Annotated in this window: 19 protein-coding genes; 2 read left to right on the top strand and 17 right to left on the bottom strand. The window is 43.8% G+C overall.

The window, feature by feature from the left end:
* Positions 1–9: 9 nt before the first annotated feature.
* Together V3224_RS04180 and V3224_RS04175 are read left to right on the top strand one after the other, a co-directional pair.
* Positions 10–558 carry a hypothetical protein gene (locus tag V3224_RS04180; RefSeq protein ID WP_334468725.1) on the top strand — a complete coding sequence of 183 codons (549 nt, stop codon included), beginning with the start codon at positions 10–12 and terminating at the stop codon, positions 556–558.
* Positions 559–575: 17 nt separating this feature from the next.
* Complete coding sequence (locus tag V3224_RS04175; protein WP_334468723.1) at positions 576–1,292, top strand: sulfatase-like hydrolase/transferase; 717 nt, start codon at positions 576–578, stop codon at positions 1,290–1,292.
* Between the two features lie 106 nt (positions 1,293–1,398).
* Here V3224_RS04175 and V3224_RS04170 read toward each other — a convergent pair whose 3' ends face one another.
* The 17 genes from V3224_RS04170 to istA form a co-directional block, all read right to left on the bottom strand.
* On the bottom strand, positions 1,399–1,701 hold the full coding sequence (locus V3224_RS04170) for a gp53-like domain-containing protein (RefSeq protein ID WP_334468721.1): 303 nt from the start codon (positions 1,699–1,701) through the stop codon (positions 1,399–1,401).
* Positions 1,667–2,425 carry a phage tail protein gene (locus V3224_RS04165; RefSeq protein ID WP_334468719.1) on the bottom strand — a complete coding sequence of 253 codons (759 nt, stop codon included), beginning with the start codon at positions 2,423–2,425 and terminating at the stop codon, positions 1,667–1,669. Before V3224_RS04165 ends, V3224_RS04170 begins: the two co-directional genes overlap by 35 nt.
* An 8-nt stretch (positions 2,426–2,433) precedes the next feature.
* A complete protein-coding gene (locus V3224_RS04160) occupies positions 2,434–3,087 on the bottom strand; it encodes a DUF2612 domain-containing protein (RefSeq protein WP_334468717.1) in 654 nt (217 codons plus the stop codon).
* Positions 3,084–4,274, bottom strand: a complete 1,191-nt coding sequence (locus V3224_RS04155) for a baseplate J/gp47 family protein (RefSeq protein WP_334468716.1) — start codon at positions 4,272–4,274, stop codon at positions 3,084–3,086. The genes V3224_RS04160 and V3224_RS04155 overlap by 4 nt, the downstream gene beginning before the upstream one ends.
* Positions 4,274–4,627, bottom strand: a complete 354-nt coding sequence (locus V3224_RS04150; RefSeq protein WP_334468714.1) for a hypothetical protein — start codon at positions 4,625–4,627, stop codon at positions 4,274–4,276. Before V3224_RS04150 ends, V3224_RS04155 begins: the two co-directional genes overlap by 1 nt.
* Before the next feature lie 13 nt (positions 4,628–4,640).
* Positions 4,641–4,802 (bottom strand): hypothetical protein, encoded by a 162-nt coding sequence (locus V3224_RS04145; RefSeq protein ID WP_334468713.1) that lies wholly within the window; start codon positions 4,800–4,802, stop codon positions 4,641–4,643.
* Positions 4,803–5,555 (bottom strand): Gp138 family membrane-puncturing spike protein, encoded by a 753-nt coding sequence (locus V3224_RS04140; protein ID WP_334468712.1) that lies wholly within the window; start codon positions 5,553–5,555, stop codon positions 4,803–4,805.
* Positions 5,555–6,526: a phage protein gene (locus tag V3224_RS04135; protein WP_334468711.1), complete on the bottom strand. Its 972-nt coding sequence runs from the start codon at positions 6,524–6,526 to the stop codon at positions 5,555–5,557. Before V3224_RS04135 ends, V3224_RS04140 begins: the two co-directional genes overlap by 1 nt.
* Before the next feature lie 5 nt (positions 6,527–6,531).
* A complete protein-coding gene (locus tag V3224_RS04130) occupies positions 6,532–6,831 on the bottom strand; it encodes a phage baseplate plug family protein (protein ID WP_334468710.1) in 300 nt (99 codons plus the stop codon).
* Positions 6,821–7,405 (bottom strand): phage baseplate protein, encoded by a 585-nt coding sequence (locus tag V3224_RS04125; protein ID WP_334468709.1) that lies wholly within the window; start codon positions 7,403–7,405, stop codon positions 6,821–6,823. The genes V3224_RS04130 and V3224_RS04125 overlap by 11 nt, the downstream gene beginning before the upstream one ends.
* Positions 7,405–9,372 (bottom strand): lytic transglycosylase catalytic, encoded by a 1,968-nt coding sequence (locus V3224_RS04120; RefSeq protein WP_334468708.1) that lies wholly within the window; start codon positions 9,370–9,372, stop codon positions 7,405–7,407. The genes V3224_RS04125 and V3224_RS04120 overlap by 1 nt, the downstream gene beginning before the upstream one ends.
* Positions 9,365–9,538, bottom strand: a complete 174-nt coding sequence (locus tag V3224_RS04115; RefSeq protein ID WP_334468707.1) for a DUF6889 family protein — start codon at positions 9,536–9,538, stop codon at positions 9,365–9,367. Before V3224_RS04115 ends, V3224_RS04120 begins: the two co-directional genes overlap by 8 nt.
* An 11-nt stretch (positions 9,539–9,549) precedes the next feature.
* Positions 9,550–9,960 (bottom strand): phage tail assembly chaperone, encoded by a 411-nt coding sequence (locus tag V3224_RS04110; RefSeq protein ID WP_334468706.1) that lies wholly within the window; start codon positions 9,958–9,960, stop codon positions 9,550–9,552.
* Entirely contained in the window at positions 9,960–10,400 is a 441-nt protein-coding gene (locus V3224_RS04105; RefSeq protein ID WP_334468705.1) for a phage structural protein, read from the bottom strand. Before V3224_RS04105 ends, V3224_RS04110 begins: the two co-directional genes overlap by 1 nt.
* Positions 10,401–10,409: 9 nt before the next feature.
* Positions 10,410–11,888: a DUF3383 domain-containing protein gene (locus V3224_RS04100; protein ID WP_334468704.1), complete on the bottom strand. Its 1,479-nt coding sequence runs from the start codon at positions 11,886–11,888 to the stop codon at positions 10,410–10,412.
* Between the two features lie 103 nt (positions 11,889–11,991).
* Complete coding sequence (istB, locus tag V3224_RS04095) at positions 11,992–12,753, bottom strand: IS21-like element helper ATPase IstB (protein WP_334468702.1); 762 nt, start codon at positions 12,751–12,753, stop codon at positions 11,992–11,994.
* Positions 12,740–13,780 (bottom strand): IS21 family transposase, encoded by a 1,041-nt coding sequence (istA, locus tag V3224_RS04090; protein WP_334468700.1) that lies wholly within the window; start codon positions 13,778–13,780, stop codon positions 12,740–12,742. The genes istB and istA overlap by 14 nt, the downstream gene beginning before the upstream one ends.
* Between the last annotated feature and the right edge of the window lie 46 nt (positions 13,781–13,826).

Raw genomic sequence — 13,826 nt, 5'->3', positions numbered from 1 at the left:
CTTCAATCAATGCTTGAGACCAACATAAAAGAAGTATTATTGATGCTATATGGGTTATTTTTACAGTTAATTTTACCTTCATTGATTTTAACAATAGCCTTATTCTATTTTCTAAATAAAATAAAAAAACACTTAAGTAGTAATCGTTCATTTTTATATATAACGCTACTTTTCTCTTTTTTAACTATTGCATTAACGCTTGTTGACATAAAAGATGAACATAGGTTAATTCCTGATATTAGAGAGAATAAAGAAGAGCTGGGCTCATTCTTACACCACAAGATACCTTTGATATTAGGCGATATAACTTATTTATCTATCTCGCCATTTATTAAAAATAAATATTCAGATACACGAGAAATAGAAAAACTAAACAATTCCATAGTCTCAAAGAGAAACAACGATAATAAAAATATTATATTGATTATGGGGGAATCCTCATTATTCTCACGTTACAGCACATACGGTTATCGTTTAAATACAACACCAAATATGGCAAAAATATTTTCTACAGAAGATGCTTGTATAGTAAATAATGTCCATTCCAGCGACCGATAACTCGAGATTCCGTATCAATGACCTTAGCATTTCATACACCAGAGAATGAAGATAATTTATTTATTAATAAATCGATAGTGGAAATGGCTAGATACAATGAATATAAAACTTATTGGCTGGGATCTCAAAAGATTAAAGGAACTCACGATTCTAAGTATGGTTTTATCACATTAAAAAGCGATTATATCAAATTAACTAATTATAAAGATGATATGCTACCCAGCATATTAGAAACCGTACTATCAGATAATGAACAAAAGCGTTTCATCGTTATTCATCTTCATGGCAACCATATGCCATATATTAACTATGATGAAATAGACAAAAATTCATTACCTAATGCAGAAAAATATGATTTAACTATCCATCATACTGATCGGATTGTTAATGATCTCTTTAATGTTATTAACGAAAAAAAAATTGATTATAATTTAATTTATACATCAGACCATGGCGAGATTGTTAATGTCGGGCATGGATTCGAAAAAGGAATAGAACAATATCTTATACCATTTATGTATAAATCTACTAATCTTCAATATAACTGTCAATTTATAGAATCTTTTCGTAATAAAGATGGATATCTGAGTGGGTTGATGAATAAATATATCTTATCAGATTTACTAGGTTATGAGGTTGATAAAAATATTCTCATAAAAGAAAGAGAATATGATAGAGTATTAACACCTGATGAAATAGTTCTACCTTTTTCTAGCATCTCTAGCTATAAATAAGACATTTCAGCAACATAGAGATATGAGCTGCCAACGTTTACTGAAAATTAGAGTGACGTAGCAGCTTCAAACAAACACATTTAAGATATTTAGATACTAATCACGTTTATTTCCCAATAGCATACCAATAAAAATTATAACTGGATTCGCTTACTCTGTAGGCGGTAAATGATGTTTTGCTAATTGCTTTTAATAAGATTGCAGCATCAGGGCTTCCGTTTACATAAGATGGTGTTATCTGAACGTTAAAACATGCAGTTTTGAACGCAAAAGGAAGTGTAACCGTTTTCTCTGTTGCTGAACCACCTCTTCCGTCAAAACCCCATTGAAATATCATCCCTGTATCTCCACATTTCCACCATCCATTATTCTTATCATTTGCTGTATTTTTCGCTCCTCTGATCAACATCGGAGGTTAGCGCAAGCTCTCCTGACTTTTGCGGAAATAGAACTATTGTATTTGAACCAGTATCATGCACTTGCGTTCTTTTTGAACTTCTGACGTAAGCAAACTCAGCACCGCTAGAACCGTTAGTGCCCCCCAAATTAAAAATTGTATCACCTGTGGGCGATTCAACGTTAAGTCTACCTACTTTGAGGGTTTCTTCTGAATTTTTCTTGGCATAATTTTTGTCACAGGCTTTTTGGCTTATCACTTTATCAGTAGCATCACCCGTCGTTTGTAATACGCTTGCTTTATCGAATTTTTTATTGATTTCATCAATACTCACCGTTTTCGCTAAGTCATAAGCAATTTTGACAGCTTTAGGCGTTGCGGCCTGTGTTTCATCATCACTATTCGTCGCACTGCTGAGTTTCGTTATTCCCGCCACGGTTTTTGTGGCGGCGGGTACCGTGTTATTCACGTTTTTCGATAAGGCACTGATGAGTCCGGCTTTGAGTTTGTCAACGTTGCCGTCGTCAAGTACATCACTGTTATTGGTTTCAGCGATGAATTGCGCCACCACATGTGCAATCATCGATGCCTGACGCCAGACGGTGTTGAGTTCCTGCGAACGCGCCACCCCTGCACTAAAACCATTATTGCGCGCGGTGAATTTCTGATATTCCCCTGCCGGCAACACGTTAGCCCCGTCTGCTATACCAAACGGTAATATTTCATTTTTTGCCATGATTATTCCTATAATTTTACCGACCAGCTTCCAACATCAAACCCGTCGATATAACGATTGTTGACATCAAATCCAAAAATACCGTTATCCCCTTCGGAACCGGTATAAGCGTTGAGTCTTACGCCTTCGGGCTTGATATTGAGATAACCCTGTTTGATAACCGCTTTTGTCACTTCCGGTATCACCCCGCCTGTCAGGTACACATCCATTGACATATTCTGATTATCGATAAAAAATATTTTTACCGTTTCATCAGGGATTACACCCTGATAAATTTCTGAGAGCATTTCGCTTGTACCGTCCCAGTGATTCGCGCGTATTTTTGCCCTCAGGATAAAGCGATAAGTCTCATCATCCAGTTCCGTAAAACCACTGTCGGCATCAAAGCGTCGTTTCCAGCTCCCTTGGTCAAAGCCCACTTTTTCGGTGTCCAGTGAAAAATAAACCCCTTTAATCGGCGTTTTGACAAAACGTGATAAGCCTATCCATTCGCCGACCGCGTCAAGTTGTTTACCCGTTGCCGTATCAATACTGAAAAAACCATTAAGCTGTGAGGCTAAGGCTGAAATATCACTTAGCGCGCGCGTCATCAGCGCAATATGTTTCGTAAACTTTTCTGCTTGACGATGTTGCGGGGTAATGTACTCGGTGTAATCGCTCATGAGGTCACCACCAGTTTGACGTTATTCTCACGACAACTGACGGCTTCATTAAAAGCCACAATCAAATTTTCTTCTTTGACATCCGCCTCTGTTCGCCCGATTTTTATCGCTGTAATATCAAACGTTTTCCCTTCTTCATCAGCGGGCAGATTTGCCGGTGAATAAAGACGGGTCAGATACAGATTGTCGCCAATGAGTTGTTGGTTGATATAGTCTGCAACTTTACGTCGGATTTTATCATCGGTGAGCGTGGTAAAACCTAAAAAGGCGGTTAAGTCAATTTCCACATGCACATCAACCGTTTTAGGTCTCGAAAACCGAATCGTAATTGGCATGTCGTAACGGTCTTTCACTGTCACGGCGGTATCGCCATAAGTGACTGCCCCTGGGGTTTTCTTTTGCGCGATTGCGTTGGCAATCGTGGTGACATCGCCCCCATCGACTATCATCGCAATGGAATGCGGAGTAATACCGTTTGTATCCGTTTTACTGGTGTCATTTTCAAAACCGCGTTGTCTTGTTACGCCGGATATCAGGCTAATTGCGCCCTGTATACCCTCCAGTACGGTGCGTGAAGGGAGTGATACCGATTTTCGTTGCCGCTCCCGTAACTGATTATCCGTCTCAATCGGTCTGCCTTGTGTTGCGGATTTGGGATTGCTCACCGTCTGCCAGCCGCGCGTGGGTGTGGCTATCTCGGTAATTTCTTCGGACAATGCAGTAACACTCCCTGCAACCAGACAAACCGCCGTCACCGTCGCTTCGCCGTGCGTATCGAGTATGACGGTTTCAGGTAATCGCCAGATATTGCCGTTTTTATCGCGTACACGGCCATTTTTTATCACCGTACCCACCTGACCCGTTAATACAACATCGACATTCGAATAACCCGATGCATGACGGGAAATACCATTAATGGCGACATTATTTGATAGGGAAGCGCCTTCACTGGTACTCGGGCTAAAACTGTTGTAGGTGGCGATGAGCGCATTATTGGCATCATGGATGGCTAAAGCGTAAATGGCTATCATCTGGCCGTCTTTGCTATCCGGCGTTAAATACGCATCCTGCCCATAAATTTGATGAAAAAAATCGGTTAATCGCATCAGTAGGGTCTGATAATCCGGCGCACGAATGCCGTCGTCAGTCACTTTCGCTGACAACCCTAACGTATCAAGATTTAACATTATGCCTCGTGGATAAAGGAAGTTTCGCCGTATTGGGTTTGTACTTTTGCGGTGATACTCAGTTTTCGGGTGGTTGGATTTTGGCTGACAGTAAAATCGGTTAACGTGGTTACGCCCTGTGTATCCAGTATGCGCTGTTTGAGGGTCATACCGTAAGCCTCCAAATAAGGCTTACCTAATACCGATTGCAACCAGGGCATCCCTTCTTCGCTGTCTAAAAACCATTGTCCCTGCCAGAGGGACAAACGGGTTTTAATCGCCAGGGCGACAGCATCAGGGCTGTTGGTTAAAAACGTGTTATCGCCTTGCCCAAAGCTGTAATCGCCCCCATTTGTTTCTCGTCGATAACGCATCAATAGAACCTTTTTACTGTTGCTTTTTATTTTTCTCAACTACCTTGATGTCTTCCAACTTGAGAGAAGGCTCATCATTAAGAATTAATAAAAAAATCACGCCCAGAAGTCGCCATGCGATTTTTAGTTTGTGCAAATAAGAACCGCCAAAAAAAATGTTAACACTTTCTTTCATTTAATTTACCTCACCTGAACTCTCCCCACCGGCTTTGACGCCTTTGTGGGTATGCGTGTCATCAATCCGTTTGCCATTAGATGTCAATGTGCCCAAAAATTCAATCGCACCGCTAATTTTTACGGCCACACCTGAGGCCGTTGAACCGACCATGCCGCCCAACCAACTGAGTAATCCTTTAATGGTCACCCTCTCCGAAAAAATAGCATCTGGGGTGACGATCTCAAGCCCGTTTGGAGCAACAATTTTCATTTTTTGCGTTGTCGGGTTTACTTCAAAATACGTGGCGCCATCGTCACTTCTTAACTGCATGGCATTCTGATTGATGTTACTTATCGTTTTCGCTTGCGATTGTGGGCCGATAAAAGCGAAGGCATCCGATAAATCATGCTGTCTGGGGTCAATCGCCTCTTGTATTCCGCCATTTTGCCACCAAAAATCAATGCATCTGTCTGCAAAGATCACCAGGCATTCGTCACCGCTTTTGATGGGGAAGGTCATTGTCACACCGCCCCCGCGCGGGAATATTACCGGTACATCAACTAGCAGGGGCAAATTCACCGACTGCACCTGTCCTTGGCTATCGCTCAAGGTTCCTTTTATCGCTGGCTGTACAACACAAGTGACTTTATTGGCATCGAATGATTGAACAATACCCGGCATAGCGACGCGAAGTTGTGATGAAATCGCATGATTGAAGACTTTGAGCAATTGTTGCGGGTCACCAATACGCTCTGAAACGGAAATTGCCATTATCCCACCTTTTTAATATCGATTCGGTCATTTGACCCTTTGGCAATACACACCAAATCCATATACCATGGCTTGCCGCGCGTATCACCGGTATACGTGATGTTTTTCACAATATAATCGCCATCGGTGGAAAGACTGGCCGGTTGTGAAACAGCGCCTTGCGTTTGCCGTAAGCTGCCGTCATCGTTTTCGGTTAACTTTTCGTACCCTAAAGCGATATCGCTGTTCGGTAACATCGTGCGATAGATTAACGCCTGGTCAAGACGGATAAGTCCGTTTATTTGGATGTTTGGATTAATCAAGCAACGCACATTAACCCCCGCCTCAATCGTTTGTTGTGGTAAGCCAATCAATCCGGTTGCGCTATTAAGCACAATTGCTTCTTGGACGTATTTGTTTTCTGGCACCATCACAAACTGCCCGTTAATGTATTGCCACGAGGCAAGGCATTGTCCAGCCAGGTTATCGGCGGCGTCCCTAACCATACCAAAATAGACTTTCCCCCTAGGAAAACGGGTGTTATCAAACTCAGGGGTCACGCCTTTGACAATCCCGTAAGGGGCAAGCCCTGTCAGTAACGTATTGTGCTGCTCTGCCTGAGTGTGCCCTGCGCTTAAGGTAGTATTGAGCGTGGCGTAATCATAAGCCGCGTGCGAATCAATCGCCTGAACAATCACAAAAGTATCGGTGAGATTATCTCTACCTGAAATCGTATAGCGGATTTTTCCGGTGAATATCAGACCCACATTATCCTGATAGCCTGCCATCAGCTGGACGTTAACAAATTCCTTCGCCTGAATTTGACTTAGGGTTTCTTTTTTCAGATTCCAGACTTTAAAGACCCCCGTGCGAGGATAGCGTGTATCCGACCAGGTGATATTGAATGTAGCGCGAAAATTTGACAGCTCAATGCCTTCACCCTTTTCATCACTGATAATCAGTGAGCATTTTCGTATCCAGTTTTTTGACATAACAATCAGCCCGTTATCCAGTACAATTTTACTGTTTGTCCCAATGTATCGACCGTGATATCGCTTCCCTCATCCGATAGCAAGACAAGTTTCCCTTCGCTGATAAGGTGGCTATATTGGGCAACCAAATTTTCACCCACAACTAGCGGAATACCCTGTATCACAGGTTGATTATCCATCGTGACCATATCCAGCACCCATCCGGCACTGTCACGCCAGATAAGGCGAAATTGCCAGACGGTATCGGATAACTTAATCGTAAATTGCTGGTTGGTGGGGGTAAGCGGTATTTCGTTAATTTCCATTAAAAAATGCGGCTCCTCGCTGTAATAGGCTGCGATTATCTACGGGTTTTGGCGTTTTCATACCGGTATTGCTCACACCACTCGTTGCATTCCCTTCCCGCATATTTTTTGCATCGGTAGATTTGATATTAAGCGTTTGGGTTTGGGTGATATTCAGCTCCCGTAAGGTTAATATCGCCATCAACACGGTTTCCGTGTGTTTATCGGTGGTCACTTCGATTGCCCGAATGAGCATATGCTGGTATTTGCGCTTACCTGTTATCACATCAAACGGTTGACGGCTGGCTTGAAGCGCTAAAATTTGCTGGTAAATTTCCGGTGCGCTTAACCCTACGCTAATACCCAATTTTGATGTGTCCCAAAAATCCAGCAGCGATCCCCCACTTGAAAAACCCACCTCCATGGTCACTTCTGCTGGACGCTTATAAGCGTGATCGGCTATTTCCGCACCCAGTTCAACCGGATGTTCTGTGATTTCAAGGGTGTCCTGATGTTTTTCTGAGATAATGACATCCGGCACCAGCAAACCAATTTTGCGCGATCGTTGTGAAAAAAGCGTAGAAAGGATATCCATTAGTAGGCTCGCTGAGTTAATTGTCCAATCAGTCTGGCGTTAACGCCCGTTTGTTTATCGGCGATCGTATTGGCAGTGGCGTATGGGTCAGGTGCACCTTCAACATTAATCGTGATATTCTGGTCAATATTATTTCCCATACCCGCATTCGCTGCTTGATAGAGCATTGTCTGGCTATACGGCTGGCGACCATTTTCGTGCTCAACGATACCAGACATGAGCGATGTCATGACCGCCGGATTAGCTAGATTCAATACCGTGTCAGAGGACACCCCTAATTTACCGGAGATTTTATCAATGTAGGCGCGAGTATTATTTTCACTGGCGGGAGCCCAGGTGCTAATAATTTTTTCAACCGTATTTAAGCCTCTTTCAGCGTAGCGATTAAGCTGTGAAGAAAGGGCTTGTAAGCCCTCAAATGCGGTATTGAATTTGGCGAATCTTCCGTTAGGTGATTCACGTACTGCACCGCGTTGCCCAACAAAATTCAGATTACCCGGATTGTTGTTACGAATACCCCTTGGCATGTCGCCGGTAGGCACATCGGCGATATTATCCGGTATATTGCCACCTTGATTTTTATTCGCCCAACTGTTATCAAAACCTAGAAAATCCAAACCGTTACCAATCGCGCGTTTCACCTGTCGGGTGTTGTAGTCCCATGAAGCCTTTGCGCTATTACTGATATTGTCTTTATCTGAAATCAGATACCCCGCATAGAGACCCCATAATTTTAGCCAAGGCGGGATAGGTAATTTGACAATTTTGCCAAAAGCACCTAACACCTTGCTCACCCATGCACCAGCGATAAAAATAGCCAATAGCTCAAGCGCATTTTGCCAACCGCCTACCAGGTCAACCAATCCTGTTAATTTTTCACCTAACCACTTAAATGCCGCTTTCGCGTGGTTTATTTCACCTTCCCACTTAGACCAGTTGATAAAGGATTTACCCCCTTCTTTCCACGTCTGGTAGTCTTCCCAAAGTAACAGTAAAGCAGCAATAAGACCGGTGATAATCCCGATGGGCGAGGCAAAGAATGCGCGATTGAGCACCCAGATAGCCGTTGCCAATCCGCTAAAGGTCGTGATGAGTTTTTTAGATTTTTCGTCTAAATTACGCCACCAATCAAAAACCTGTCCTATCACCTGACTCATTCGCCAGATAATGCGACTGACTATTTCACCAACTTGAATGATACCTTTGATTATACTCGTTAACGCCCACTCGATTTTCGGAAAATTATCCAGCATCCTTTTGCGCAAGTTGTCTATCTCGCTGCTCAGTCCCCCCGCCAGATTAGACCCGATTTTATCACGCAAAACACCAAATAACCCCGTCAATCCTTTCATCGAGGTCATAAACTGGTTTGACTGTTTGGCAGCAACGTCTGCGTTAAATCCTGTTTGCTTGAGCATCCGCTGGTAATCCGCAGAAAAGGCATTAATGCCTCTACGCATTGCCATCAAGGTATTTTCATCAATACCGAGTAGCTGAGCATATTGATTCGCGCGGTAATAGGGCATGGAGGCCAGTTTATTCCCCACACGAGTAAAAATGGCGCTCATATCCTGCAAATTGCCATTGGCATCTCGGGTCTGCACCCCAAGCCGATTTAAAAATCCCTCTGCCCCCGGACTGTTTCTTAAAAATCGCGCCAGATTTTCAAGTGAACCGCTTGCCGCTTCTGCGCTACTGCCGGTGAGACTGGCGGCATACCCTAATGCTTTTATGCCGTTAACACTGGCGCCTGTACGCGTTGACGCCCAGTACATTTTATCCAATCCTGCTGCAATTTGCGTGGTAAACCCCACGACGGTCAGCGCTGCCCCCTCAACAGTCGCCCCCAGTTTGATAACATTGGCACTCACCCCCGTAACAACGGACTGAAATTTTCGCATGCCACTGTCATCAACCTTAAAACCTAAGCTGATGAGAAAATCCCGCAACGTTTCAGCATTAGTCATGGTGGTTTCTCCAACGCGCAATTCGCGCTTCATTATCCTGCTCGATGTCTATCCACTCGTTCATCTCGGCCAAATCCGCCAAATCGATTGAGCCATCTTTTAATTTGTCGAATTTAATGTAGCCATACTTAACAGGAAGGCGTAAAAAGTCCTTGCTATCCGGCATTGAATCTAGCGTTAATCCTGTGAGGGGAGGCTGGCTATCTCGTCGCCTTGGGGTGCGTGAAAAAAATTACCGAGGGAGTGTCCAATCACCTGGGCCACAATCTCAAGCAGGGTTTTTAAGTCAATATCATCAAACATCAATTCGCCCTGGCGAAAAATCGGCGTCCATGCCTTGGCATTTTTGCGTGAAACCACGGCTAAACAAGGGTGCAAAATGGCGTTACAATCTTCATCGCTCATTTGGGCAATAGAATTTGCCATAACGGGTAACACCGCCGCCATTGACATTTCCCCTTGTCGCAACTTTTGTAATTCGCCGGTTAAACCGGATAGCACCGGCAATAACTTTCGCGCTACCCTAAGCTGGTCAAACACATTGAGTTTTTGACTTCGATATTCATGACCGTTAATTTCAATTTCCACTAGAACTCTCCTAATAAGGCGTCGATCTTAATGCAGTCAAAGACCCACGATAAGACATTCGCCTCTTTTGCATTTTGCAAATCCGGTATTTTCTGAAAGGCACAACTACGCGCGGTGATGATATCGCCGGATACCGGATTACGTATCACAATTACATTATTACCCCAAAGCGCTGATGACACACTTTGCGCGTTATAGACGATCATCAGTTTTTTGTTAACAGGCGAGGCTTTAATGAGGCTTACGGTTATCGTGCCTGACTTCCCCCCGTGTAGTGTGTGCATCCCTTCTCCATCGGCACCAATGGTCATGGTGTTTTTAGCCTCGGTCATTGTCACCACAATGCCTTCTTCCGAGTTCGCCGAGCCCGCGCCCAAATCTATCACCCCCGTGGGGCCGGTTAGCGTGGCGGAAACATTAACAAAACTATAAGCGGCCATTTTCTCTCCTTATCGAACAATGGTGATCAAGACATCCGCGAAATGCACGGCACCCGCTAACTTACAGGCAACCTGAATCGGCGGCGCTTTACGTTTTTCACGCTCAGATTGCGCCTGCTCCGCAAGCGGTTGAATATAGACGTAATAACCTTTGGTGAGCGTATCTCCGCTTGCCAATTGACCTATACTGCCGCCGTTCCAGATACCCGGTGCAAGTAATCCATTAGTGACCGCCTGCGCCAGGGATTGCTCAACATTGGTTAAAAGCGTCGTGCTGCCTTGCTCCGTTTGAGGGATTTTGGTGGTACGGGTATACAAAAGATTGTACAAATTGGTTTGCACAAAGTTTTGCAACCAGTCAAGGCCGTGGCGTTCATCGAAAAAATCACCATTGGCCATCACGCCTTCTTGTATGATGGCAGTGTCGTTATCGTAATTGACAAACACATTGCAATTTTTGGCCGCCAGCGTATTTGCCTGTGACGTAGTCAACGTCTCTGCTTTAACACCAGGTTCCTGTTTGAATTTGAGGGTGATCGTGGTGTTATTGCCGTTGAAATTGACGGAAAACGCCCGTCCAAAAGCCGAGGCTGCTGCATAGGGCGTCGAGGCCGAATATTGGGTAAACACCCGTTGATATTTTGCTTGTTTTAACACGGAGGCAATATCATCATTTTTCGTGCTATCAAGAACGGCGGTATCCTGGGTGGTATAACCAAACACCCTGGCGCTCCCTGCTGCGCCAATAAAGTTGGCAATGCCGTTGACTTCATCGGTAGAAAGGGCAGCGGTTACCACCAGTCCATACCAGTTGCTCGAAAAATCCGCCAAGGTTTTCACCGCCTCAACGATAGTTTCACCGTCCATACCTGAAACCGGCGTTGCGCCGCTCTCTTGGGTGAGTTTCAACAACGCTGATAAGTCAGTGCCTGATTCTGGCGCGGAAGCAAAACCCACTGCACTTGTTTTACCGGCAGTATTCGATGTCACCACAAAGCGACTATCGCTAGCATTCCACGTCATCGTGGAGGTAGTCATTTTTTCACTAATTCTTGCGGCAACCCCGTTTAAATTGGTTTCTTGCGAAAAATCAATGGCACTTAACTTAACCGTTCTTCCATTTACGCTGATATTCATCGCGCCATCGGTAATCGCCTTAAAATTGTTAATTTTTGTCTCTTCTTCGGTCAGTATTCCACCGCGTAATAGTGCGGGTGAGGCTGCTTTTACCCAGCGTCCCACGTATAAATCGACGGGTTTGGGTGACTGCTGGTAATAGAGTGAAGCCGCCTGATACTCGGGTGCGGTTGTACCAAAATCATTGGCGACTTCCTCAATATTGGAATACGCCCGTAATCGCTCAAGCGGATCGATAACGGGTGAGTCACCTAAAATCAGCAGTGAACCAAAATTACGGCCACTTGCCGCGCGCGGTGACATATCAAGCGTGACCTTAACCACCCTTGAAATGGGTAAACCTGTTGACATTATTTGTCTCCCAAAAAGGTGACGTGGGCATCTGTTGTCAACGATCACCGAAAACTGATCCACTTTTTATCTAAATACGATCAATCAAAATTGATCCACTGTTTTACTCGGTTATTGCTCCTGATCGCCGCTTATCTTTCAATCGATAGCTTTCACCGCTTAATTGCAGTACATGCGAATGATGAAGTAAACGATCAAGCATAGCGGCGGTTAATGTTGCGTCATCAGCAAAAGTACCAGGCCATTGCCCAAATGATAAGTTACTCGTCAATATGACACTACCATGCTCATAACGCTTGGCAATCACATTAAAAAATAGGGTTGCTTCCTCTCGCCCAAACGGCAAGTATCCAATCTCATCTATGATCAACAACTTCGGGACCATCACCGAACGTGATAGATATTGTTTGAGCTTATTTTGTCGTTTGGCAGTTGAGAGTTGCAACATCAGTTCAGCCGCTGTTGTAAAGCGAGTTTTCTTCCTAGCCTGTACTGCTTTTAATCCTAATCCAATAGCTAAATGCGTTTTACCTACACCACTTGGGCCAAGCAATACGACATTTTCATTACGTTCAATAAATGTTAATGCGCTTAATTCCTGTATTTGTTGTTTAGGAACACTCGTTGCAAACTTAAAATCGAACGTATTAAGTTCTTTGTGTACTGGGAATCCTGCCATCCGACTCAAGAGATTACGAGTTCGTTCATCTCGTTGTTGTTGCTCACATTTTAATAGGGACAGTAAAAACTCTCCGTAGCTTTTGTCTTGGGCAATGCATTGTTCTGCAAGTGATGACCAATGACTGGGAACAGAATTTAATTTCAATGACTCACACAGGTGTTCAATTTGTTCATGCAATAACATGTTCACCTCCCAGCAATGCTTCATATACGCTGATTGAGTGTTGCAAATTGACAGATTCAAGGGGCGGTACGATACGAATATTAAGCGTATTAGTCTGCGGGATAGATTGGCAAACCCTTGCTGGTAAGGGAAGAAGATACTTAACTTCCTTAGCTAATCTGTCTGCTGGCTTTTCTAACGTTGTTCCATGAATCCGCTGATGGGCAACGCGTTGTAACCATGGACCCACTTTTGCGTTGGCTATCTCGATATCTAGTTCAAGGTTATGAGCACGAAGGTCGGTATTTAATGGCACGATAAAACTGTTTTTTAAATAGTGGTTAAAGCGCTCTACTTTCCCTTTCGTTTTTGCCCTGTAGGGCTTGCAAGCCTTCAATTTAAAACCGTAATCTTTCGACATTTGAAGCATTTCGACATGCAATTTATGTTCACCTTCTGCATAAGCATCCCGTTCGATGATGAGGGATTTTGCGTTATCACACAATACTTCCTGTGGTACACCACCAAAATAGTCGAAAGCTTCTCTTAAACCTTGTTGCCACGATCCTGCTCGTTCATTATCAAAGAACTTTACATAACTAGCACGCGAATAGCCTAGTGTTGCAACAAACGCTTTTAGGGATTTTTTACCTCGCCGGATGCTGGTGAAGTCGATTTGCATTTGTTGACCTGGCTGTGTTTCAAAACGGACGACAGCTTCGGGAACAATGCTTGGTTTAAATTGACAAACAAATCGGCGTAACTGAGCAATACCGCCTTGATAACCTCTTTCAGCTACCTCATCAAATAACACTGTTGCAGGGATCCAATCAGGTTTAGCCAATTCAATTCGCTGAAGCAAATAAGGTTTAAAGGGTGCCAGTTTACTCGGTTGTTTACTTCTTTTAGCATAAGTTGGCATTGCCTGTTGTTGTAAATGATGTTTTACGGTGTTACGGGAAATGCCTAATTCACGGGCAATTTTTCGAAGGCTTTGTCCTTGTGTAAAGCGAACATGAATATCCACAAATATCTCCTTGGTTAACATAAATTACCCGTACAAAAATGTACGAATAATACCAAGTGGATCAGTT

Origin of the sequence: Arsenophonus sp. PmNCSU2021_1 (assembly GCF_036919435.1) — a bacterium.
GTDB lineage: Bacteria > Pseudomonadota > Gammaproteobacteria > Enterobacterales > Enterobacteriaceae > Arsenophonus > Arsenophonus nilaparvatae.
Note: the sequence above shows the minus strand (reverse complement) of the source record. Positions and strands in the feature narration are given on the sequence as shown.